The 21,409-nt window shown below is 69.9% G+C and carries 20 protein-coding genes and 1 tRNA gene; 10 read left to right on the top strand and 11 right to left on the bottom strand.

All coding sequences use genetic code 11. The features are described 5' to 3' along the window. Positions 1 to 108 precede the first annotated feature (108 nt). Together ABZ845_RS21320 and ABZ845_RS21325 are read left to right on the top strand one after the other, a co-directional pair. The gene (locus tag ABZ845_RS21320; RefSeq protein WP_360981942.1) at positions 109 to 537 is read left to right on the top strand and encodes a hypothetical protein; all 429 of its coding nucleotides are present in this window, start codon (positions 109 to 111) and stop codon (positions 535 to 537) included. 83 nt (positions 538 to 620) lie between these two features. Next, positions 621 to 1,487 carry a fused MFS/spermidine synthase gene (locus ABZ845_RS21325; RefSeq protein ID WP_360981944.1) on the top strand — a complete coding sequence of 289 codons (867 nt, stop codon included), beginning with the start codon at positions 621 to 623 and terminating at the stop codon, positions 1,485 to 1,487. 192 nt (positions 1,488 to 1,679) lie between these two features. On the opposite strand, the gene ABZ845_RS21330 is transcribed toward ABZ845_RS21325, so the two are convergent. Next, the gene (locus ABZ845_RS21330; protein ID WP_360981946.1) at positions 1,680 to 2,234 is read right to left on the bottom strand and encodes a hypothetical protein; all 555 of its coding nucleotides are present in this window, start codon (positions 2,232 to 2,234) and stop codon (positions 1,680 to 1,682) included. Positions 2,235 to 2,364: 130 nt separating this feature from the next. Between ABZ845_RS21330 and ABZ845_RS21335 the strand changes: the two genes are divergently transcribed. The 3 genes from ABZ845_RS21335 to ABZ845_RS21345 all read left to right on the top strand — a co-directional run bounded on the left by ABZ845_RS21335 (position 2,365) and on the right by ABZ845_RS21345 (position 6,065). Next, the gene (locus ABZ845_RS21335) at positions 2,365 to 3,069 is read left to right on the top strand and encodes a response regulator transcription factor (RefSeq protein WP_360981948.1); all 705 of its coding nucleotides are present in this window, start codon (positions 2,365 to 2,367) and stop codon (positions 3,067 to 3,069) included. Beyond that, positions 3,066 to 4,439 carry a HAMP domain-containing sensor histidine kinase gene (locus ABZ845_RS21340; protein ID WP_360981950.1) on the top strand — a complete coding sequence of 458 codons (1,374 nt, stop codon included), beginning with the start codon at positions 3,066 to 3,068 and terminating at the stop codon, positions 4,437 to 4,439. Before ABZ845_RS21335 ends, ABZ845_RS21340 begins: the two co-directional genes overlap by 4 nt. Positions 4,440 to 4,589: 150 nt before the next feature. Next, positions 4,590 to 6,065: a cellulose binding domain-containing protein gene (locus ABZ845_RS21345; RefSeq protein WP_360981952.1), complete on the top strand. Its 1,476-nt coding sequence runs from the start codon at positions 4,590 to 4,592 to the stop codon at positions 6,063 to 6,065. A gap of 79 nt (positions 6,066 to 6,144) precedes the next feature. Here the strand turns inward: ABZ845_RS21345 and ABZ845_RS21350 are convergent, their stop codons facing one another. Next, entirely contained in the window at positions 6,145 to 7,575 is a 1,431-nt protein-coding gene (locus ABZ845_RS21350) for a GH1 family beta-glucosidase (RefSeq protein WP_360981954.1), read from the bottom strand. Positions 7,576 to 7,588: 13 nt separating this feature from the next. Between ABZ845_RS21350 and ABZ845_RS21355 the strand changes: the two genes are divergently transcribed. Further along, the gene (locus ABZ845_RS21355; RefSeq protein WP_360981956.1) at positions 7,589 to 7,741 is read left to right on the top strand and encodes a hypothetical protein; all 153 of its coding nucleotides are present in this window, start codon (positions 7,589 to 7,591) and stop codon (positions 7,739 to 7,741) included. Here ABZ845_RS21355 and ABZ845_RS21360 read toward each other — a convergent pair. The 3 genes from ABZ845_RS21360 to ABZ845_RS21370 are packed head-to-tail and all read right to left on the bottom strand — an operon-like array spanning position 7,731 to position 10,998. Further along, complete coding sequence (locus ABZ845_RS21360; protein WP_360981958.1) at positions 7,731 to 8,642, bottom strand: carbohydrate ABC transporter permease; 912 nt, start codon at positions 8,640 to 8,642, stop codon at positions 7,731 to 7,733. The genes ABZ845_RS21355 and ABZ845_RS21360 overlap by 11 nt on opposite strands. Continuing rightward, on the bottom strand, positions 8,639 to 9,667 hold the full coding sequence (locus ABZ845_RS21365) for a sugar ABC transporter permease (RefSeq protein ID WP_360981960.1): 1,029 nt from the start codon (positions 9,665 to 9,667) through the stop codon (positions 8,639 to 8,641). The genes ABZ845_RS21360 and ABZ845_RS21365 overlap by 4 nt, the downstream gene beginning before the upstream one ends. Then, a complete protein-coding gene (locus ABZ845_RS21370; RefSeq protein ID WP_360981962.1) occupies positions 9,664 to 10,998 on the bottom strand; it encodes an ABC transporter substrate-binding protein in 1,335 nt (444 codons plus the stop codon). Before ABZ845_RS21370 ends, ABZ845_RS21365 begins: the two co-directional genes overlap by 4 nt. Before the next feature lie 296 nt (positions 10,999 to 11,294). Here ABZ845_RS21370 and ABZ845_RS21375 point away from each other — a divergent pair, with 296 nt between their 5' ends. Next, positions 11,295 to 12,329, top strand: coding sequence for a LacI family DNA-binding transcriptional regulator (locus ABZ845_RS21375; protein ID WP_360981964.1), 1,035 nt, complete (start codon positions 11,295 to 11,297; stop codon positions 12,327 to 12,329). A gap of 106 nt (positions 12,330 to 12,435) precedes the next feature. On the opposite strand, the gene ABZ845_RS21380 is transcribed toward ABZ845_RS21375, so the two are convergent. The 4 genes from ABZ845_RS21380 to ABZ845_RS21395 form a co-directional block, all read right to left on the bottom strand. Further along, positions 12,436 to 12,508: transfer RNA gene (locus tag ABZ845_RS21380), tRNA-His, on the bottom strand. A gap of 112 nt (positions 12,509 to 12,620) precedes the next feature. Continuing rightward, positions 12,621 to 13,223: an oligoribonuclease gene (orn, locus tag ABZ845_RS21385; protein ID WP_360981966.1), complete on the bottom strand. Its 603-nt coding sequence runs from the start codon at positions 13,221 to 13,223 to the stop codon at positions 12,621 to 12,623. Between the two features lie 312 nt (positions 13,224 to 13,535). Next, on the bottom strand, positions 13,536 to 14,771 hold the full coding sequence (locus ABZ845_RS21390; RefSeq protein ID WP_360981968.1) for a helix-turn-helix domain-containing protein: 1,236 nt from the start codon (positions 14,769 to 14,771) through the stop codon (positions 13,536 to 13,538). Positions 14,772 to 15,148: 377 nt separating this feature from the next. Further along, complete coding sequence (locus ABZ845_RS21395) at positions 15,149 to 15,466, bottom strand: hypothetical protein (RefSeq protein ID WP_360981970.1); 318 nt, start codon at positions 15,464 to 15,466, stop codon at positions 15,149 to 15,151. A gap of 361 nt (positions 15,467 to 15,827) precedes the next feature. Between ABZ845_RS21395 and ABZ845_RS21400 the strand changes: the two genes are divergently transcribed. Then, on the top strand, positions 15,828 to 16,355 hold the full coding sequence (locus ABZ845_RS21400) for a universal stress protein (protein ID WP_360981972.1): 528 nt from the start codon (positions 15,828 to 15,830) through the stop codon (positions 16,353 to 16,355). Positions 16,356 to 16,822: 467 nt separating this feature from the next. Then, on the top strand, positions 16,823 to 17,389 hold the full coding sequence (locus ABZ845_RS21405) for a GPR1/FUN34/YaaH family transporter (protein WP_360981974.1): 567 nt from the start codon (positions 16,823 to 16,825) through the stop codon (positions 17,387 to 17,389). Positions 17,390 to 17,533: 144 nt separating this feature from the next. On the opposite strand, the gene glmS is transcribed toward ABZ845_RS21405, so the two are convergent. Both glmS and ABZ845_RS21415 read right to left on the bottom strand, forming a co-directional pair. Then, positions 17,534 to 19,351, bottom strand: coding sequence for a glutamine--fructose-6-phosphate transaminase (isomerizing) (gene glmS, locus ABZ845_RS21410; protein ID WP_360981976.1), 1,818 nt, complete (start codon positions 19,349 to 19,351; stop codon positions 17,534 to 17,536). Between the two features lie 62 nt (positions 19,352 to 19,413). Further along, a complete protein-coding gene (locus tag ABZ845_RS21415) occupies positions 19,414 to 19,671 on the bottom strand; it encodes a hypothetical protein (RefSeq protein WP_360981978.1) in 258 nt (85 codons plus the stop codon). A gap of 165 nt (positions 19,672 to 19,836) precedes the next feature. Here ABZ845_RS21415 and ABZ845_RS21420 point away from each other — a divergent pair, with 165 nt between their 5' ends. Continuing rightward, the gene (locus ABZ845_RS21420) at positions 19,837 to 21,402 is read left to right on the top strand and encodes a metallophosphoesterase family protein (RefSeq protein WP_360982096.1); all 1,566 of its coding nucleotides are present in this window, start codon (positions 19,837 to 19,839) and stop codon (positions 21,400 to 21,402) included. The last annotated feature ends 7 nt before the right edge of the window (positions 21,403 to 21,409 follow it).

Genomic DNA, 21,409 nt, shown 5'->3' on the forward strand with positions numbered 1-21,409 from the left:
GCCCGTTGCCGTTGACGTTCTGGCGCGTTGAACCCGACGGACCGGGAGCCGCCCGAACTCCCCGTCCCGACTCAGTCATCGGGGAGGGGTGCCGTCTTGGAGGCCGGGATGCACACCACGCAGAGCGCCGAGTTCCGAACGCAGCCGTCGAGCGCGCGCCCGGCCCCGGAGCGCGGAGCGCCACCGCGGCAGGCGCTCGACCTGGTGACCGTACCGGCCCGGCAGGGACTTGAGGCGGTCGACATCCTCCGCCGCGGTGCGGGCGACGGCGTCGGACCCGTTCTGCACGACGACGGCTGCGACACCCTGGGCTTCCTGGTCCCGCCGGGCACGGCGGACGCCTGGGACGTGCCCGGCAGCACCTGCACGCAGACCGACGGGCGCGGCATCGGCCTCGCCGTGCCGGTACCGCCGGTCGAGGGCACCGGCTGGCTGCTCCCGCCCGGCGAGGCGGAACTGGCGACGGACCCGGCGGTGCTCCGGGAGGCGCTCGGCGAGGCCGCCCGGCTGATCGAGGCCGCCGACAACTGTCGGTGACCGTCCGCATACGGTCCGAACCGGAGCGGGACCCGGGAAGCCGCCGAAGGGCCGCCCCCTGACGAGCCCCCGATAATGGCTTAATGGGCAGGTCACGGAACGCGCGGCGAGGGCAGGACGCGGACGCCGTCGTGGAGACGGTCGAGGGCGGGCTCGCCCAGTTGATACCCGACCGGGACCGGGCGCGCGCCTGGACCCTCCTCATCGACGGTGCTCCGCAGTCCCATGTCGATCTGGACGACCCCTCGTACCTCGCGTTCGAGTACCAGCGCCGTCTCGGCCACGTCATAGACCTGGCCGCCCCGCCCGGCCGTCCGGTGCACGCCGTGCACCTCGGCGGTGGCGCATTCACCCTCGCCCGCTACACCGCCGCCACCCGCCCACGCTCCACCCAGCAGGTCGTCGAACGGGACGCGGCACTCGTCCAACTGGTTCGACGTGCGCTGCCGTTGGACCCGGGCGCCCGCATACGGGTGCGTTCCTCCGACGCCCGTGAAGGGCTCGCCAAGGTGCCGGACGGCTGGGCGGACCTGGTCATCGCCGATGTGTTCAGCGGGGCGCGCACCCCGGCGCACCTGACGTCGGTCGAATTCCTCGCCGACGTCCGCCGGGTGCTCAACGACGGCGGCGTGTACGCGGCGAACCTCGCCGACGGGCCGCCGCTCGCCCATCTGCGCGGCCAGATATCCACCGCGGCGGTCGTCTTCCCCGAACTCGCGCTGATCGCCGACCCCGTCGTCCTGCGCGGCAAGCGCTTCGGCAACGCGGTCCTGGCCGCCTCCGCCCATCCGCTCCAGATCGCCGAACTGACCCGGCGCGCCGCCTCGGACCCACACCCCGCACGAGTGGAACACGGCAAGCCCCTGACGGACTTCACGGGCGGCGCCCCGCCGGTGACGGACACCTCGGCGGTGGCCTCCCCCGCCCCGCCCCCGTCGGTCTTCCGCTGACACCTGGGCGACCGAACGGCGCGTGAAGCGCGCCTGGCAGGGTCGCGGGGCACTGCCGGCACGCGGCTCCGCCGGGCGGGCGCGAAAGCGATGACGCGAACGCCATGCCGCGAAAGAGATGACGCGAACGCCATGTCGCGAAAGCCGTGACGAACCCGCAGGCGACGACGAACCCGAACTCGCGTGAAGCGCTCAGTAGTTCCCGATCTCCACATGCGGCGGCCCATCGTGCCACGTGCAGAACACCGACACCCGCTGCGCTCCCGAGGTGAACTCCACACGGATCCAGGTATCGGTCTTCCAGACCTGCATCGACCACCCCGCCCCCGGCGTGGCCGACACCAACGTCGCGGACGACCCCCCGATGTCGAACACCACGCGCCCGCCATCGGTGTCATAGCTCTTGACCTGGCCGGGGGCTCCGTAGGCCCCGGACGCACCAGGAGCGGAGGACGCCGCGGCAGTCGGGGAAGCCCCGTGCCCCGCACGGCCACCCGAACCCGAGGCGGAAGGCATCGCACTCGCCGACGGCGACTCACGGCGCGCCCCGCGCGAAGAGGGCGGTTCAGTCGATGTCGCCACAGGCCTCGCCCCCTGAGCGGTGGCGCCCCCCGCCGTGATGGGCAGGGCGCGGGGCGGGTCGTAGGCGGTCCCCGCCATCACCGTGTGGACACCCCACCACGACAGCGTGACCGCCGCGCCCGTGGCGAGCGACCACGCCAGTACAGGTACGAGTCCTTTCAGCATCCCGGCCATACTGCCTCACCCGCCCCACCGGTGTCTCACGAGTCGCACACACTTACGTATATCGCTTCCCGCGTGCCGAGTTGTCCACAGGCTCCGAAACGCTTCGCGCACATGGCGTACGGTGCCGCCCATGGCAAGTGTGCTCGTGGTCGAGGACGACCAGTTCGTACGTTCGGCGCTCATCAGGCATCTGACAGAGGCCGGACACACGGTGCGCAGCGTCGGCACCGCACTGGAGGCGCTGCGCGAGGTAGCGCACTTCTCCTTCGGCCTGGTGATCCTCGATCTCGGACTGCCCGATCTGGACGGGTCCGAGGCGCTGAAGATGCTGCGTGGCATCACCGATGTACCGGTGATCATCGCTACCGCGCGCGACGACGAGACCGAGATCGTCCGCCTGCTCAACGCGGGCGCGGACGACTATCTGACCAAGCCGTTCTCGGTCGAGCACCTGTCGGCGCGGATCGCGGCGGTGCTGCGCCGCTTTCGCGCGAGCGCCCCGGACACCGCGCCGCCGACGATCCTCACGGTCGGCGGTCTGTCCATCGACCCCATGCGCCGGCTCGCCGAACTGGACGGCACGCGACTGGACCTGACCCGCCGGGAGTTCGACCTGCTCGCCTTCCTGGCGGGCCGGCCCGGCGTCGTCGTGCCGCGCAGGGAGCTGCTGGCCGAGGTGTGGCAGCAGACCTACGGCGACGATCAGACCATCGACGTCCATCTCTCCTGGCTCAGACGGAAGCTGGGGGAGACGGCGGCCGAGCCGCGCTATCTGCACACTCTGCGCGGCGTCGGTGTGAAGCTGGAGCCGCCGAGGCCGGAGCCGCTGTCATGAGGTGGGCACTGGTCAAGGTGTGCCTCGCGGTGACCACGATGGTCGTGGTCGCCTTCGCGGTACCGCTCGGACTGGTCATCAAGGAAATGGCACGCGACCGGGCCTTCTCCAACGCGGAGCGGAAGGCCGCCGCGATCGCCCCCGCGCTGTCCATCACCACCGACCGGGACCAGCTGGAGCGGGTCGTCGCCTCTGCGGGTTCCGGGGACGGGATCGCGGTGCACATTCCGGCGGGAGGCGGCACGAAGGCGGTCGACATGGGCCGCCGTCGCGCCACGGCCGAGGACATCGCGGCCACGCGCGGACTGGGCCGGGCCTCCACCACCGAGGTCCCGGGAGGTTCCACGCTGCTGCAGCCCACCGCCCTCAGCTCCGGGGACATCGCCGTCGTGGAGGTGTACGTCCCCGACGCCGAGATGACGCACGGAGTGGGGACGGCCTGGGCGGTGCTGGCGGCTGTCGGCGTCGCGCTGATCGTCGGCTCGGTCGCGGTGGCCGACCGGCTCGGCGTGCGAATGGTGCGGCCCGCGCAGCGTCTGGCCGAGGGCGCGCACGAACTGGGGGAGGGGAAGCTCGGGGCACGCGTTCCAGAGGAGGGACCGACCGAACTGCGCCTGGCGTCGGCAGCGTTCAACTCGATGGCCGACCAGGTCGTCCAACTGCTGGCGAACGAGCGGGAGCTGGCGGCCGACCTCTCACACCGTCTGCGCACACCGCTCACCGTCCTGCGGCTGAACGCGGCCTCGCTCGGCGAGGGCCCGGCCGCCGAGCAGACCCGGACGGCGGTGGCGCAGCTGGAACGTGAGGTCGACACGATCATCCGTACGGCGCGGGAGGCCAAGCCGCAGACCGCCGCGGCCGGTCCTGGCGCCGGTTGCGACGCGGCCGAAGTGGTGCGCGAGCGGATGGCGTTCTGGTCGGCGCTCGCCGAGGACGAGGACCGCAAGTGGCGGGTCGCCGGGACCGAACGTCCGGTGCGCATACCCGTGGCCCGTGCGGACCTCGCCGCCGCGCTCGACGCGCTGCTCGGGAATGTCTTCCGCCATACCCCCGAGGGCACGGCGTTCGCGGTCGACGTACACAACGGCGAGGACGCGGTGATCGTGCTGGTGTCCGACGCCGGGCCCGGCATCCTCGACCCGGAGGCCGCGATGGCGCGCGGACGGGGCTCGGGCAGCGACGGCTCGACGGGTCTCGGCCTGGACATCGTGCGCAGGCTCGCGGAGGAGACCGGCGGGGACGTTCGGATCGGCGCGTCGGTGCTGGGCGGGACGGAGGTACGGATCTGGTTCCAGCTCGACGCCAGGGCGCCGGTCCGGCGAGGACACCGGGTGCGCCGTCGGCGCTCCGGAAGACTGGCCTCCACCTGAAATTGGTCTCTACCTTTAACCGCCCCCGATCCCTCCCTTAAGCGCACCCTAAGATCCCCGACTGCCATCCGAAGCAACCGGTTTGTCCGATTCCGGATCGCTAGCGTGCTGCCGCACCCCACCCCAGTGAGCAGCGAAGGCAGGCACGCGATGAGCAGTACGCACCGCCGCAGGGTCAGCGGCAGGAACAAGGCGATCGGCGGCGTGGTCGCCACCGCCGTCGTGGGCGGCGGAGCCCTGCTGATCACGGGCACCGCGCACGCCGCCGAGGTCGGCGCCGCCTACACCAGGACCAGCGTCTGGTCGACGGGCTACACCGCGCAGTACGTCGTCTCGAACGACAGCGGCCGGGCCAAGAGGGACTGGACGCTCCAGTTCGACCTGCCCTCCGGCGCGAAGCTCAGTTCGCTGTGGAACGGCACATCGACGGTGAGCGGACAGCACGTCACCGTGAAGCCGCCGTCCTGGGACAAGGACGGACTGGCGGCGGGCGAGTCGGTGACCGTCGGCTTCGTCGTGGGCGGCTCCGGCGATCCGACCGGCTGCGTCATCGACGGCGCGAAGTGCTCCGCCGACGGCGGCGCGGCACCTCAGCCCAGCGGCCGTCCGACCAGGACCGCCACCCCCACGCCGGCTCCGAAGCCGACCGCCACGGCCAAGCCGCCCGCGCCCCCCACGGCGACCGCCACCCCGGCCCCGACCGCCTCCCGCACCACCGGCTCCGGCACGGCGGCCGCCGGCGGCTTCGCCCCGTACGTCGACACCTCCCTCTACCCGGCCTTCGACCTGCTCGCCTCCGCCGACGCGACAGGCGTCAAGGACTACAACCTGGCCTTCGTCACCGACGGCGGCGGCTGCACACCCAAGTGGGGCGGCGTGACCGCCATCGGCAGCGACGCGGTGGCCGCCCAGATAGGCGGCCTGCGCGCCAAGGGCGGCGACGTCCGGGTCTCCTTCGGCGGCGCCTCCGGTTCGGAACTGGCCACGGCCTGCTCCTCGGCCGACGCGCTTGCGGCGGCGTACGGAAAGGTCGTGGACGCGTACAAGCTCACGAAGGTGGACTTCGACGTGGAGGGCGGGGCGCTGCCGAACACGGCCGCGAACACCCGCCGCGCCCAGGCCATCGCCCAGCTCCAGCGGCAGCACCCGGGCCTGGACGTCTCCTTCACCCTCCCCGTCATGCCGGAGGGCCTCACCCAGGACGGCGTCGATCTGGTCTCCAACGCCAAGTCCAACGGGGTGAAGATCTCCGCCGTCAACATCATGGCGATGGACTACGGCGCCTCCTTCAGCGGTGACATGGGCACCTACGCCGTACAGGCCGCCACCGCCACCCAGGCGCAGATCAAGAGTGTGCTCGGCCTGTCCGACAGCGCGGCCTGGAAGACGGTCGCCGTCACGCCGATGATCGGCGTCAACGACGTGTCGTCCGAGGTCTTCAAGGTGGACGACGCCACCCAGCTGGTGGACTTCGCCCGGTCGAAGGGACTGGGCGGGCTGTCGATGTGGTCGGCCGCGCGCGACAAGCAGTGCGACGGCGGCGCCAAGCCCACCGCGGACCCGACGTGCAGTTCGGTCGTCCAGGACAAGTTCGCCTTCTCGAAGGCGTTCCGGGCGATCGGCTGACGGCCACCGGGACATGAGCGGGCGCGGCACCCCATCCGGATGCCGCGCCCCGTCCCTGCTCCGCGCCAGAAGAATCCGGTCAGTCCTCCAGCGGCGGCAGGTGCCCGCCGCGAGCCACCCGCCCGTACCACCACGCGCTCGACTTCGGCGTACGCTCCAGCGTCGCGTAGTCCACGTACACCGCCCCGAACCGCCTCCCATAGCCGTACGACCACTCGAAGTTGTCCATCAGGGACCACAGGAAGTAGCCGCGGACATCTGCTCCGTCCGCGAGAGCGCGATGGACCGCCGACAGATGCGCGTGCAGATACGCGATCCGCTCCGGGTCGTGCACACGTCCCTCGGCATCCGGCTTGTCGTCGTAGGCGGCGCCGTTCTCCGTCACATACAGCGGCACTCCCGGCGCTTCCCGTGTGTAGCGCGTGATCAGCTCGTGCAGTCCCGTCGGGTCCACGGTCCAGCCCATCTCGGTCCGCTCGCCGGGTGTCTGATGGAACATCACGTCATCCGTGCACGGCCAGGGGGAGAACACGCTCATGCCGTGACCGTCCGCCCGCGGTCCGCCCGCCTTCCTCTCCTCCGGCGCGGCGGAGACGAGCGCGGGCGTGTAGTAGTTGAGGCCGAGTGCGTCCAACGGCCGGCCGATGGCCTCCAGGTCGCCGTCCCGCACATACGACCAGTCCGTGACCGAGGACGTCGCCTCCAGCAGGGTCCGCGGATACGCCCCGTGCAGCATCGGGCCGTGGAAGATGCCGTTCGCCAGGTCGTCGATCTTCTGGGCCGCCGCCAGGTCGGCGGGATCCCGCGAGACCGTCCGCACAACGGCTGAATTGAGGCTCACCGCGACCGAGTTGCGCGACGGCATCACGGACCGCAGCGCGGATGTGCCCAGTCCATGGGCGAGGTTCAGATGGTGGGCCGCGCGCAGCGACGCCTCCGGGTCCGTACGGCCCGGGGCGTGGATGCCGGAGGCGTAGCCCAGAAACGCGCTGCACCACGGTTCGTTCAGGGTGATCCACTGTTCCACCCGGTCGCCCAGGGCCTCGCCCACCATCGCCGCGTACTCGGCGAACCGGAAGGCCGTGTCCCGCTCCGGCCAGCCGCCGGCGTCCTCCAGCTCCTGCGGCAGATCCCAGTGGTAGAGGGTGAGCGCGGGCTTGATGCCGTGGGCGAGCAGTTCGTCCACCAGACGGCGGTAGAAGTCGAGTCCCCGCTGGACGGCGGGCCCCCGGCCGGTCGGCTGCACACGCGTCCAGGAGACGGAGAAGCGGTACGCGGTCAGGCCCAGCCCGGCCATGAGCGCGACGTCCTCGCGGTAGCGGTGGTAGTGGTCGACGGCGATGTCACCGGTCTCGCCGCGCGCGGTCCTGCCCGGCGTATGGCTGAAGGTGTCCCAGATGGAGGGGGTACGGCCGCCCTCCCGCACCGCCCCCTCGATCTGGTACGCGGAGGTCGCGGCGCCCCAGAGGAAGGCGGGCGGAAAGGTCACCGGGGTAACGGGCTCTGACATGGAAGCGCTCCCAATGGTGGTCGTGGATGCCCCCGTCGGCAGGGGAGGCGAGAGGAGAGAAGGGGGGAGGGGGAGAGGCAAGGAGAAGGGGCAGGAGAAGGGGCAGGAGAAGGGGAAGGAGAAGGGGAAGGGGAAGGAGAAGGGATTCCCCCGGGTCAGCCCTTGATCGCGCCCTGCATGATCCCGCCCACGATCTGCTTGCCGAAGAGCAGGAACGCGATCAGCAGCGGCAGGGTGCCCAGCAGGGCGCCCGCCATGATCACCGCCTGGTCGGGAACGTAGCCGGTGCCCAGGGAGTTGAGCGCGACCTGGACGGTCGGGTTCTGCTGGTTGAGAGCGATGATCGGCCACAGGAAGTCGTTCCAGGCGAACACGAAGGTCAGCAGGCCGAGTACGGCCATCGCGGGCCGGGCCGCAGGGAAAACCACATGCCACACGATCCGGGCACTGCTCGCACCGTCCACCCGGGCCGCCTCGATGAGCTCGGTGGGCAGCGCCTGCACCAGGTACTGGCGCATGAAGAACGTACCGAAGGCGGTGACCAGCGTCGGCAGGACGACGGTCTGAAGCTGGTTGGACCAGCCGAGGCCGGACATCCACAGGTACAGGGGCACGACGGCGAGCTGGGGCGGGATCATCATCGTGCCGATGGTCAGCAGCAACAGCACGCTGGAGAAGCGGAACCGCAGCTTGGCGAAGGCGAACCCGGCGAGCGTGGAGAACACGACCGTACTGACCGTGATCGTGGTCGCCACCAGCGTGGAGTTGACCATCGCGGTGCCGAGCCCGGCCTGGTCCCAGGCCGCCTGCAGGTTCTTGAACAGGTTCGCGCCGAACCACAGCGGCGGCGGTGTCTGGGCGAGCCGCCGGTCGGTGCGCGAGGCGGCGATGGCCGTCCACACCAGCGGGGCCAGCGAGACCAGCGCGAAGAGCGTCAGGACGGCATAGGTGACGGGGCCCGCGTCGAGCTGCTTGCCCGCACCCATGACCCTGGGACGCCAGAAGCGGCGCCCGCCCGTCGTCTTCGCGGTGCCGGCCGGGGAGAGCGGCAGATCGGTTGTGGTCATGAAGACTTCCTCAGCCGTCGGGTGAGCAGCATGTTGATCACGGCCACCACCAGCAGGATCAGGAACATCGACCAGGCGATCGCGGACGCCTTGCCGAGGTTGCCGATGATCCAGCCCTGGTCGTACATGTACAGGCCCAGCGTCTGATACTGGTGCTCGGAGCCGCCCTTGGAGCCGCTGACACCGCCGAAGAGCAGGGGTTCACCGAAGAGCTGTGTCGCGCCGATGGTGGAGACGATCACCGTGAACAGGATCGTCGGCCGCAGCATGGGGACCGTCACATGGCGGAACTGCTGCCGGCGGTTCGCGCCGTCGAGGGCGGCCGACTCGTAAAGGTCGACGGGGATCGCCTGCATCGCGGCGAGGTAGATCAGCGCGTTGTAGCCGGTCCAGCGCCAGATCACGATCGAGGAGACGGCGAACTGCGAACCCCAGTCGGACTCACGCCAGTTGACCGGGTGCACCCCGGCGAAGTGCAGCAGCCAGTTCACCATCCCGCCGTCCCACGCGTACAGCAGTGTGAAGACCAGCGTCGCCGCAGCCACCGAGGTTGCGTAGGGGGTGAGCATCACGACCCGCCAGACGGTCGAGCCGCGCAGCCGGTAGTTGAGCAGATGCGCGAGCCAGAGCGCCGCCAGCAGCTGCGGCACGGTCGAGATCACACCGATGGTGAAGGTGTTCTTCAGGGCGTTCCAGAAGAAGTCCGAGGACAGCAGGTTGCGGTAGTTGTCCAGGCCCGCCCAGGTCTGGTGGTCCAGGGCCGACAACTGCACGTCGTGCAGCGAGTACCAGGCCGTGTACAGCAGCGGGACAAGCGAGAAGGCCCCGAAGACCAGGAAGAAGGGGGCGATGAAGACATACGGCGACGCCTTCATGTCCCAGCGGTACAGGCGGCTGCGCCAGGAGACGGAGCCACGCGGCGGCGTACCGCGACCGTGAGCGCCCCCGGCCGCGCCCGGCTGCCCGCCGGACGCGGCCTCGGCGCTCGACGCGGGGTGCGCGAGAGCCTCGCTGGAGCTGGTCACTGGCCGAGCACGTCCTTGATCTCCTTGCCGGCCGCGTCCCAGCCCTGGGCGGCGGACTTGCCCTTCTGCTCGACCTGGAGGATGCCGACGTCGGTGATCGCGGAGTTGATCGGCTGGTCCTTGATGCCGAAGTACTGCGTCGGAATGGTCTTGGCCGAATCGGAGAAGATCTGCGTTAGCGGCGCGTTCGAGAAGTACGCCGTGGTGTCGCCCCCCGGCGTCAGACCCGCGTACGCCGACGGGGTCGAGGGGAAGCTGGCCTGCTTGGCGAAGACCTTCGCCTGCTGCTCGGGCGCGGTCAGCCACTTCGCCAGGGCGATGGCCTCCTTCTGGTGCTTGCTCGCCACCGGCACGCCGAGGAAGGAGCCGCCCCAGTTCGAGGCGGTCGGGGCCGCCGCCACGTCCCACTTGCCCTTGCCCGGGTCACCGGACTTCTGCTCGATGTATCCGAGCATCCAGGCCGGGCAGGCGACCGTCGCGAAGGTGCCGTTGGCGAAGCCCTGGTCCCATGTCGGGTCGAACTGCTTCAACTTCGCCGACATGTCGCTGGTCGCCACCTGCATGGCGACGTCCCAGGACTTCTTCACACCGTCGGACTTGTCCCAGACGACGTTGCCGCCCTGGTCGTAGTACCGCTCGCTCGCGCCGCCGAGGGCCGCGTTGTAGACGGAGGACGCGGAGTCCACGAACTTGGTGCCCTTCGGCGCCTTCTTCATGTACTGCTTGCCGACGTCGACGTACTTGGACCAGTCGCCCTTCCACTGCTCGGCGAGCTTGGCGCGGTCCGTCTCCAGACCGGCCTTCTGGAACAGGTCCTTGCGGTAGCAGATGGCCATCGGGCCGATGTCGGTGCCGAGCCCGATGGTCTTACCGTCCTTCGTCGTGGCCTGTGCGAGCTTCCACGGCAGCCACTGGGACTTGTCGACCGCCTTGCCGAGGTCGACGAACTTGGCGGCCTGCGTCTGCACGGCCTCGGTGATGTTGCCGATCTCGATCGCCTGGATGTCGTCCGTACCGGAGCCGGCCTGGAGGCGGGTGAGCACCTTGGGCCAGTACACATCGGTGCGGGTGGTGACGTTCTCCTTGATGGTGATGTCCGGGTGGAGCTTCATGTACTCGTCGTAGAGGCCGGCCTGCTTGTAGCCGAAGACGCCGAAGGTGCCGACGGTCAGCGTCGTCCTGCCCTTGCCGCCACCGCCGTCTGAGCCGCCGTTCGAATCCGGCGAGCCGTCGCCGGAGTCGTTGGCGCAGCCGGCCAGCAGGCCCGTGGTGAGCGCGGCCACTGCCGCGAAGGCCACCAGTCCGCGGGGCCCCCGGGTACTCGTGCGCATGTGTCCTCCTGTTGCCTGACGTGCCGACCCCCCGGCCAACTGCATTGGTTGGGCCCGTTCGTGCTCGCTGCGGCTCGGGCGGGGAACGTGCGGGTTGTGTATGTGTCAGGTACTGTGGGAGCGCTCCCACAGTTGATGGTGTGAAGAGTCGTGGGTCCGGGCGAGGGTGTCAAGGGATCCGGCACGCACAGGTGTGCTCGGTTATCGGGCCGTTAGCCGGCTCCGGGAAGACTGTTAGATTCCAGGCCAACTGGAATCCAGACGGACGTGGGTTCGACGGCGGAAGGGCGGGGCCAATGGCAGGCCACGGAGCGCGGAGCCGGAGCGGGGGCCGGCCCACTCTCGAAGAGGTGGCCGCACGCGCCGGCGTCGGCCGCGGCACGGTCTCCCGGGTGATCAACGGCTCGCCGCGGGTCAGCGACGCGACGCGCGCCGCCGTCGAGGCGGCGGTCGCGGAGCTCGGTTATGTGCCGAACACGGCGGCGCGGGCGCTGGCCGCCAACCGTACGGACGCCATCGCCCTCGTCGTTCCGGAGCCGGAGACCCGTTTCTTCGCGGAGCCGTACTTCTCGGAGATGCTCAGGGGTGTGGGAGTGGCGCTGTCGGACACGGAGATGCAGTTGCTGCTGATCTTCGCCGGCAGCGACCGCGAGCGCCGCAGGCTGGCCCAGTACCTGGCGGCGCACCGGGTGGACGGCGTCCTGCTGGTCTCGGTGCACGCCGACGACCCGCTGCCCGATCTCCTGGCCCAGCTGGAGATCCCGGCCGTGATCAGCGGTCCGCGCTCGGACCACGAGACGCTGCCCTCGGTGGACTCGGACAACTACGGCGGCGGGCGCTCGGCGGTCGAGCATCTGATCGCCCGCGGCCGTACGCGGATCGCCACGATCACGGGCCGCTCCGATGTGTACGGCGCCCAGCGGCGCGTCGAGGGCTACCGCGACGCGTTGCGGGAGGCGGGCCGTGAGGTGGACGAAGACCTGATCGCCGCCGGTGACTTCACGGAGGAGGGCGGTCGCCGGGCCATGACGCGGCTGCTCGCCCGTCGGCCGGACCTGGACGCGGTGTTCGCCGAGTCGGACGTCATGGCGGCCGGTGCCCGCCAGGTGCTGCGCGAGGCGGGCCGCCGCATACCCGATGACGTGGCGCTGGTCGGCTACGACGACTCGGTCATCGCCCGCCACATGGACCCGCCCCTGACCAGCGTGCGTCAGCCGATCGAGGAGATGGGCCGCGCGATGACCGGCCTGCTCCTGGACGAGATCGCGAACCGCCGGCCACCGGCACCGCTGGTCCTGGCGACGGAACTGGTGGTGCGGGAATCCTCCTGAACCAGGAGGCGTCCGCGGCAGAGGCGCACCGGAGGCACCGGACACGCCGGGCACAACGCGAATCGGCCGGTGATCCGCTTTCACGGATCACCGGCCGACCGGAGAGGGTGAGTGACGGGACTCGAACCCGCGACATCCTGGACCACAACCAGGTGCTCTACCAGCTGAGCTACACCCACCATGACCGGCGCTTTCAGTGGTTTCCCCCACCGGCCGAGAAAAAGTGTACAGGGTCCGAAGGGGTGCTCGCGCCAGGGTTTCTCCGGGGCCGGGTCGGGCCCCGCGACGGCCCTACTCGGCGGGCAGTACGTGCCGGGCCGCGATCTTGCGCGCCGTGTCCGAGTCGGGGCCCGGCTGCGGTACGAAGATCGCCTCGCGGTAGTAGCGCAGCTCCGCGATCGACTCACGGATGTCGGCCAGCGCCCGGTGGTTGCCGTTCTTCTCGGGGCTGTTGAAGTAGGCGCGCGGATACCAGCGCCGGGCGAGCTCCTTGATCGAGCTGACGTCCACGATCCGGTAGTGGAGGTAGTCCTCCAGCGTCGGCATGTCGCGGTTCAGGAAGCCGCGGTCCGTGCCGACGGAGTTGCCGCACAGAGGGGCCTTGCCGGGTTCTTTCACGTGCTCGCGCACATACGCGAGGACCAGCTCCTCGGCGTCGGCGAGCGTCGTGCCGCCCGCGAGCTCGTCGAGCAGTCCCGAGGCGGTGTGCATCTGACGCACCACCTCCGGCATCGTCTCCAGCGCCGCGTCCGGCGGCCGGATCACGATGTCCACCCCCTCGCCGAGTACGTTCAGCTCGGAGTCGGTGACCAGTGCGGCCACCTCGATGAGCGCGTCGTCGGACAGCGAGAGTCCGGTCATCTCGCAGTCGATCCACACCATGCGATCGTTCATGTGTCCCACCTTATGGCCCACCCGGCCCGGACGGACCGGCCGTGCACACGAGGAAGCACGAGGAAGCACGAGGAAGTGCGAGGGAGCGCGAGGGAGCAACAGGAAGCGCGAGGGAGTGGTGGCACGAGGAAGGCCCCGCGCCCCCTCGGGGACGCGGGGCCAGTGCCGCCGTGCGGCCGTGCCACGTAGGCCCGGCCCGCGCAGGGCGGACCCGCGCAGGGCGGACCCGCGCAGGGCGGACCCGCGCAGGGCGGACCCGCGTGTCGTACACGGGCGTGCACGCGGTGCGAGCATCGCGAGCACCAGGAGCGGCTAGTAGGCGCTCCGCTGCCCCGGCAGGCTGGGCCTTCCGGCCGCGTACAGCTCAGGAACGTGTCGGCCATGGTCCGGGGACAGCGACGGTGAGACGCCGAGCGCGCTCGTGGTCGCCGCCGTGCGCCGGGTCTGCATCGGCACCGGGGCCGGCTCCTGCGGTACTGGCGGCACCGGTGGACTGCCGGGGCCGTCCGTGTCGACCGGCCGCTCGCTCTGCGGGCGGCGTGCCCGGTAGGCGGCACGGTACGCGGCCGGCGAGGAGCCCAGCTGGCGCCGGAAGTGCCCGCGCAGCGCGACCGGGGAACGGAAGCCGCAGCGTCCGGCGACCTCGTCGACCGAGTAGTCGGAGGTCTCCAGCAGCCGCTGTGCCTGAAGCACCCGCTGCGTGATCAGCCACTGAAGGGGCGCGCTCCCGGTGAGCGAGCGGAACCGCCGGTCGAACGTCCGCCGGCTCATGTACGCGCGCGCGGCCAGCGTCTCCACGTCGAACTGCTCGTGGAGGTGTTCCAGCGCCCAGGCGACGACCTCCGCGAGCGGGTCGGCGCCGATCTCCTCTGGTAAAGAACGGTCGAGGTAGCGCTCCTGGCCTCCGCTGCGGCGCGGCGGGACCACCAGGCGCCGGGCGAGCGCGCCCGCCGCCTCGTTGCCGTGGTCCGTGCGCACGATATGGAGGCACAGGTCGATACCGGCCGCCGTTCCGGCCGACGTCAGCACATCGCCGTCGTCCACGAACAGCTCACGCGGATCGACATGCACCGACGGATAGCGCTTGGCCAGCGTCGGCGCGTACATCCAGTGCGTGGTGGCCGGCCGTCCGTCCAGCAGTCCGGCGGCTGCCAGCACGAAGGCGCCGGTGCACAGTCCGACGATGCGGGCGCCCTCTTCATGGGCGCGGCGCAGTGCGTCGAGCGCATCCTCCGGCGGCGGCGCGGTGATCGACCGCCAGGCCGGCACGACGACGGTGCCCGCCCGCGAGATCGCCTCAAGTCCGTACGGCGCGGTGAGTTCCAGGCCCCCTGTGGTCCGCAGCGGGCCTTCCTCGCCGCCGGCCACCAGCAGTCGGTAGCGCGGCACTCCGGCGTCCTGGCGGTCGATCCCGAACACCGAAAGCGGTATGGAACTCTCGAAAATGGGGCCGCCGCTGAACAGCAGCACCGCGACGATCTCCTTGCGGCGTCGCCCGGAGAGTTTCCGGGCCGCTCCATCCTGCACGGCGGTGGAGTCGTGGCTCATACTGCTAAGCCCCCCTCGGTGGTCGCGGCTCCTCGGTTGTGTCGCTCCTGCACGTTTCCCCTTGGTCCTGCACGAGTCCCCCGCCGTAGAAAGTCATGATCGAATCTACTGTGTCCCGTGGCACGGGCGTGACCAGTTCGCCATTCGGCACATTGTCGACATGGCAACTTGGCGTGAAGCATTCGATCACGAAGCGTTGCACTAGTGGGCCGTGCAGGGAAGTGCGCCTCGTCCCAGTGGCCAATCCGCATAGGGTGCGCGTATCCCCCAGACCCGTGACGGTGCAGGTCAAACGGGGGGTGGAGGGTGATTCGAACCCGGGATGCACATGGTTGAGAAGTTGGCTGAAAACATGCGTGGGTGTACGCGGAAACCGGTCAGTCGACCGGAGTGTTTCCCCCAGTGTGACATCCGCCTCTGCGCGCCCCGGTCCAGGCCTCGTCGTGCGCTCCGCGCGGCGGGTCGCTCTCCTCGGCCTTCAGTCGTGCGGCCTCCCGCTCGGAGTGCCGCAGCAGCGCGCGGCAGGCGGTGGTGACGGTGGTGAGACCGAGTCCGGCGCTGATCGCGGCGGCGGGCGAGATGCCGTACCAGACGAGCACCACGGGGACCAGGACGCAGCAGAAGGCCGCCCAGCGGATCACATCGCTCGCGGTGTCCGAGGAGGGGTGGCTCTTGGGGGTGAGGGGTCCGGACACGGCGTGCTCCTAGTGTGGCGGGTCACCGCGTTCAACGCGTGTTCGACAGCTCGGTCACTGTCGGCCCGCCGCCCGGTGCCGCCGTCTTGGGTGAACTCTGTACGAACCGCCTGTACGGGGCAGCAACCATTGCGTTACAGGCGCCCCTCGTGCATGCTCCGTGGAAACCCCGGGTTGGAATCCCGGGTTGGGGGTCTCCCGGTTCCGGCACTGCCGAGAGCAGGGGGAGTGCACAGGATCTGAGTTTCGGGAGGCGTGCCGCCGTACCCTTGGGGGTATGGGGTTGGGAAGATGACTCCCGGACACGGCTCCGCCGTACACCGTCCGTCCCACCCACGAGGATCACAACGCCGAGACATCCATGGCCGGTCACGAATTCTTCGATTCCGCGGACCGCAAGCGGCCCGTCGCCGATCCCACGGCGGCCGAGCCCCTGGCGGCGGAAGAGTCACGCCCGTCCTGCGACCCCGCCTTCAAACACGGCGTGGTGGTCGGCTTCGACGGTTCCACATCCAGTGAGCGCGCGCTGGCGTACGCGATCGGCATGGCCTGTCGCTCCGGCTCGGGCCTGATCATCGTGCATGTCGCCAACCGGCTGCCCACCACCGTGTGGGCGGGCTGCGAGCCCCCGGTCTTCGTCGATGTGCCGGACCACCGCACCGAGGTGCTCGGCCTTGAGCTCGCCTGCGCGGAACACCTCGCCGAGGTGTCCTGGATCCTGGTCGAGCGCGGCGGCGACATCTGCCATGAACTCGAAGAGGTGGGGCGGGAGTACGAGGCGGACGCGATCGTCGTCGGCTCCACGCACGGCATCGTCGGCCGCCTCTTCGGCTCGGTGGCCGGCCGTCTGGCCAAGCGCGCCCAGCGCCCGGTGGTCGTCATTCCCTGACGCCACCCGACGCCCGCTGACATTCCTTACCTTTCCCCGCCGTTCTCCGCTGCCCCTGCCGTTTCCTGAACGCCCCGTTGCCGGTGATCCGCCCGCCAGCCCTCTCACGGCCGCCTCGCGACGCCTCATGACTCCCCTGACTCCCTCATGGCTGCCTCGCGACCGTCATCCGACTGCTCCGTGGCTGCCCCTGGCCGTCCCGTGGCGGTCCGCGGCCGGCTTTGGCCGGATCCCTCGTGTGGGTGCCCGTTCGGCGCCACCCGTGCGCGGCCCTGCCGCCACCCGGGTGTTGTGTATCCGCAACTCGCTGTTGGCCCAGGTGAGATGACGCGCGAGTACGAGCGGTGCCGATCGTGGGATGAGTCAAAACTACTCACGCGTAGAGGTGTTTGTGCTCTTGTGAAGGGCATATATCGGTCACCGCACGACCACATACGCAGGATGTGCAGGACAGAAGGGAGCCCGCCGTGGACAACGACGCCTCTGCGGGAGGCACCACCGCGATCGTCGGCAGACTGGCGCTGGGCGTCACGCTGCTGGCCTTCGGTCTCGGAACCACCAAGGTGATCGACGGAGTGACGACGGCCGACGCCGTCTCACTGGCCCACTATGTAGGCGGCGTTGCCTTGTTCCTCGCCGGCCTGCTCGCTTTCCGCGACCGCGACACCGCCTCGGGTACGGCCTACTCGGCGCTGGGCGCCCTGTGGTTCACCTGGGCCGTCACGGCAGGCGGCCAGATGTCCGACAACGCGGCCGGACTCTTCCTTCTGCTGTTCGCCCTCGTCGCCCTGAGCCTGGCGCTCGGTGCCGCCGGCAACATGCTCGAACAGGGCACCTACGGACTGTTCTTCGTGTCCCTGCTGCTCCTCGCCGTCGCACGGTTCGCGGGCAGCGACTCCCTGGGCAAGGCGGGCGGCTGGTTCGCGGTCGCCGCGGGTGCGGTCGCCTGGTACGCGGCGACCGCGGCGCTCGCCAAGTGGCCCACGGCACTCCCGCGACGCGCTGCCGGCCGGGGGGTGACGGCCGCCGGCTGAAGCAGCGCAGGACCGGGGCTCAGGGGCCCGGTCCTCCTTGAAAGAACGACCCCCTGTGCGGGCGGCGCACAGGGGGTCGTTCACGCGTGGTCCGCGGGCGGGCCGGGACAGCTGGTCCACAGGAGCCCGCGGAAGGGGGAGTTGCTACTCCACCGTGACCGACTTGGCCAGGTTGCGCGGCTTGTCGATGTCCCGGCCCAGCGCCAGGGCGGTGTGGTACGCCAGGAGCTGCAGCGGGATGCCCATCAGGATCGGGTCGAGCTCGTCCTCGTTCTTCGGGACGACGATCGTGTGGTCGGCCTTCTCCTGCTCCTGGTGGGCGACCGCGAGGATCCGGCCGCTGCGGGCCTTGATCTCCTCCAGGGCCGCGCGGTTCTTCTCCAGCAGGTCGTCGTCCGGGACGATCGCGACCGTCGGCAGGGCCGGCTCGATCAGCGCCAGCGGTCCGTGCTTGAGCTCCGAGGCCGGGTAGGCCTCGGCGTGGATGTACGAGACCTCCTTCAGCTTCAGCGAGGCCTCACGGGCTACCGGGTAGCCGCGCACACGGCCGATGAAGAGCATCGAGCGGGCGTCCGCGAACTGGTCCGCCAGCTCCTTGATCTCCTCCTCCTGCTTCAGGATCTCGGAGATCTGCTCGGGCAGGCGGCGCAGCCCCTCGATGATCCGCTTGCCGTCGCGCACCGACAGGTCACGCGTGCGGCCGAGGTGCAGTGCGAGCAGCGCGAAGGCAACGGTCGTGTTGGTGAAGCACTTGGTGGAGACGACGCAGACCTCGGGCCCGGCGTGGACGTACATGCCACCGTCCGCCTCGCGGGCGATCGCCGAACCGACCACGTTGACGATGCCCAGCACCCGAGCACCCTTGCGCTTCAGCTCCTGGACGGCGGCCAGCACGTCGTAGGTCTCACCGGACTGCGAGACCGCCACGTACAGCGTGTCGGGGTCCACGACCGCGTTGCGGTAGCGGAACTCGGAGGCGGGCTCGGCGTCCGCGGGGATACGGGCCAGCTCCTCGATCATCTGGGCGCCGATCATGCCCGCGTGGTACGAGGTGCCGCAGCCGAGGATCTTGACCCGGCGCACGGCACGCGCCTCGCGGGCGTCGAGGTTCAGGCCGCCCAGGTGGACGGTGGAGAACCGGTCGTCGATACGGCCGCGCAGCACCCGGTCCACGGCCTCGGCCTGCTCGTGGATCTCCTTGTGCATGTACGTGTCGTGGCCGCCCATGTCGTAGGACTCGGCCTCCCACTCCACGGTGGTCGGCTCGGCCGTCGTACGGGTGCCCTCGGTGGTGTACGTGCGGAAGTCGTCGGCCTTGAGCGTGGCCATCTCGCCGTCGTCCAGGGTGACTATCTGGCGGGTGTGGGTGACCAGCGCGGCGACGTCGGAGGCGACGAACATCTCCTTCTCGCCGATGCCGAGGACGACCGGGGAGCCGTTGCGGGCCACGACGATGCGGTCCGTGAAGTCGGCGTGCATCACGGCGATGCCGTACGTGCCCTCGACCAGGCGCAGCGCCTGGCGGACCTTCTCCTCCAGGGTCTCGGCCTGGGAGCGGGCGATGAGGTGGGTGAGGACCTCGGTGTCGGTCTCGGAAAGGAACTCGACGCCGTCGGCCTCCAGCTTCTTCCTCAGGTCGGAGGCGTTGTCGATGATGCCGTTGTGCACGACGGCGACCTTGTGGTCGGCCGACATGTGCGGGTGGGCGTTCACGTCGGAAGGGGCGCCGTGGGTGGCCCAGCGGGTGTGGGCGATACCGGTGGTGCCCTTGAAGCGCGCGGGGACCTTGGCCTCCAGGTCCCGGACGCGGCCCTTGGCCTTGACCATCTTCAGGCCGGCCGTCTTCGGGGACGTCACGACGATGCCCGCCGAGTCGTAGCCGCGGTACTCCAGCCGCTGCAGGCCTTCCAGCAGCAGCGGGGCCACGTCGCGCTTACCGATGTATCCGACGATTCCGCACATATAAGTCCCTGTGCTCCCTTTTGTTTCTGTCCGGGTGGTTACTGGTGCCGTTGCTCGGCGCTTCAGCCGTACACGATGCGGCGCAGCTGCCGGAGCGTGAGCTCGGGCGGCGCCACCGCGCGGTATCTGAGGTCCGACTCGATCCGCTCGAAGATCGCCGTGTTCACCAGCCCCTGAGCCTGCAGCTCGCGGTGGCGGCGGCGGACGAACTCCTCGGTCGGCTCGTCGAAGTAGGCGAGCACGTCCTGGATCACGCGCAGCGCCTCGCCATGGCTGAGGGGCGTGGACCGCGCCAGATGATCAACAAGTTCGTCGTGCACCCGGTAGATCCTGGAGCACGGCCGCCGGAATCGCAAGAATCGTGCCCGATTTCGGGCAGATGACCGTTCGGGCGGTTATGGCGGGCCGTTCGGCGACTGTCCATCCTGTGTCTTGCGCCACGTTGCCTGTGTGGAGGAACTTCTGGGCCCATGGACATTCCTCGCATGGGAGTACCCGAGAAACTCGCCGCCCGTATGAGCCTGGCGGAGCAGCATGAATACCTGCGCGCGAGATTCTCCCGGCGCACGATGATCAGAGGCGGGGCCGTGACCCTCGGCGCCGTCGCGGGCGGAGCCTTCGTCCCGGGCGCCACCGCCCAGGCCGCCGTTCCCGCCCAGAGCACGGCCCCCGCGACCGAGACGGTCGACGGATCCCTGGTCGCCCCCTTCGGCCGCCACCTCGCATTCGGCAACGACCCGCGCACGGAGATGACGATCTCCTGGCAAGTTCCGGTCGCCGTGAAGAAGCCCTTCATCCGGATCGGCGCCCACCCCTGGGACCTCTCGCGCAAGATCGAGGCCGAGGTCCGCACCCTCTACACGCCGGCCGGAGTCGGCGCGAGCGGCGACCACACGCAGTACTACCTGCACGCCGAGCTCACCCACCTGCGCCCCGGCAGGACGTACTACTACGGCGTCGGCCACCAGGGCTTCGACCCGGCGCAGCAGCACCTCGCCGGCACCCTGGGCACCTTCACCACGGCCCCCGACTGCAAGCAGCCCTTCACCTTCACGGCCTTCGGCGACCAGGGTGTCAGCTACCACGCGCTGGCCAACGACAGCCTGATCCTCGGCCAGAACCCCGCTTTCCATCTGCACGCTGGCGACATCGCGTACGGCGACCCGGCCGGCCAGGGCAAGACCACCGACACCGGCTTCGACTCGCGCGTGTGGGACCAGTTCCTCTACCAGACCGAGTCGGTCGCCAAGCAGGTCCCGTGGATGGTCTCGTACGGCAACCACGACATGGAGGCCTGGTACTCGCCCAACGGCTACGGCGGCGAGGAGGCGCGCTTCACGCTTCCGGACAACGGCCCCGACAAGAAGAACCTGCCGGGCGTCTACTCCTTTGTCTACGGCAACACCGCCGTCATCTCGCTCGACCCCAACGACGTCTCCTTCGAGATCCCGGCCAACCTCGGCATCTCCGGCGGCACTCAGACCACGTGGTTCGAGGCCCAGCTGAAGAAGTTCCGCGCGTCCAGGGACGTCGACTTCATCATCGTGTTCTTCCACCACTGCGCGTACTGCACCTCCACCGCGCACGCCTCGGAGGGGGGCGTGCGACAGGAGTGGGTGCCGCTGTTCGACAAGTACTCGGTGGACCTGGTCATCAACGGCCACAACCACCAGTACGAGCGCACCGACGTGATCAAGGGCAACCAGGTCACCAAGAAGCTCCCGATCGGCGGCACGGCCTACTCCGAGACCGAGGGTGTCGTGTACGTGACGGCGGGCGCGGCGGGCCGCAGCCTGTACGCGTTCAGCGCGCCGGACTCCTACGAGGGTCACGAGAACGAGGTCGAGTCCGTGGCCTCGTTCATCAATCTCAAGGACGGCAAGCAGAACGAGACCGTCGCCTGGTCCCGGGTGCGCTACCTCAACTACTCCTTCCTGCGTGTGGACGTCGAGCCCGCGCCCAGGGGCCGCTACACCACGCTGAAGGTCTCCGGCATAGCCGAGTCCGGTGACCGTATCGACCACTTCACCGTGGCCCGCCGGGCCAAGTAGCGACTGC

It is taken from the genome of Streptomyces sp. NPDC047022, assembly GCF_040644155.1.
Classification (GTDB): Bacteria; Actinomycetota; Actinomycetes; order Streptomycetales; family Streptomycetaceae; genus Streptomyces.

What these genes read in the sequence shown, in the direction of transcription:
- ABZ845_RS21320 (WP_360981942.1), top strand. Translation starts at nt 109, where the DNA reads ATGCACACCACGCAGAGCGCCGAGTTCCGAACGCAGCCGTCGAGCGCG.
- ABZ845_RS21325 (WP_360981944.1), top strand. Translation starts at nt 621, where the DNA reads ATGGGCAGGTCACGGAACGCGCGGCGAGGGCAGGACGCGGACGCCGTC.
- ABZ845_RS21330 (WP_360981946.1), bottom strand. Translation starts at nt 2,234, where the DNA reads ATGCTGAAAGGACTCGTACCTGTACTGGCGTGGTCGCTCGCCACGGGC.
- ABZ845_RS21335 (WP_360981948.1), top strand. Translation starts at nt 2,365, where the DNA reads ATGGCAAGTGTGCTCGTGGTCGAGGACGACCAGTTCGTACGTTCGGCG.
- ABZ845_RS21340 (WP_360981950.1), top strand. Translation starts at nt 3,066, where the DNA reads ATGAGGTGGGCACTGGTCAAGGTGTGCCTCGCGGTGACCACGATGGTC.
- ABZ845_RS21345 (WP_360981952.1), top strand. Translation starts at nt 4,590, where the DNA reads ATGAGCAGTACGCACCGCCGCAGGGTCAGCGGCAGGAACAAGGCGATC.
- ABZ845_RS21350 (WP_360981954.1), bottom strand. Translation starts at nt 7,575, where the DNA reads ATGTCAGAGCCCGTTACCCCGGTGACCTTTCCGCCCGCCTTCCTCTGG.
- ABZ845_RS21355 (WP_360981956.1), top strand. Translation starts at nt 7,589, where the DNA reads ATGGTGGTCGTGGATGCCCCCGTCGGCAGGGGAGGCGAGAGGAGAGAA.
- ABZ845_RS21360 (WP_360981958.1), bottom strand. Translation starts at nt 8,642, where the DNA reads ATGACCACAACCGATCTGCCGCTCTCCCCGGCCGGCACCGCGAAGACG.
- ABZ845_RS21370 (WP_360981962.1), bottom strand. Translation starts at nt 10,998, where the DNA reads ATGCGCACGAGTACCCGGGGGCCCCGCGGACTGGTGGCCTTCGCGGCA.
- ABZ845_RS21375 (WP_360981964.1), top strand. Translation starts at nt 11,295, where the DNA reads ATGGCAGGCCACGGAGCGCGGAGCCGGAGCGGGGGCCGGCCCACTCTC.
- orn (WP_360981966.1), bottom strand. Translation starts at nt 13,223, where the DNA reads ATGAACGATCGCATGGTGTGGATCGACTGCGAGATGACCGGACTCTCG.
- ABZ845_RS21390 (WP_360981968.1), bottom strand. Translation starts at nt 14,771, where the DNA reads ATGAGCCACGACTCCACCGCCGTGCAGGATGGAGCGGCCCGGAAACTC.
- ABZ845_RS21400 (WP_360981972.1), top strand. Translation starts at nt 15,828, where the DNA reads ATGGCCGGTCACGAATTCTTCGATTCCGCGGACCGCAAGCGGCCCGTC.
- glmS (WP_360981976.1), bottom strand. Translation starts at nt 19,351, where the DNA reads ATGTGCGGAATCGTCGGATACATCGGTAAGCGCGACGTGGCCCCGCTG.
- ABZ845_RS21420 (WP_360982096.1), top strand. Translation starts at nt 19,837, where the DNA reads ATGGGAGTACCCGAGAAACTCGCCGCCCGTATGAGCCTGGCGGAGCAG.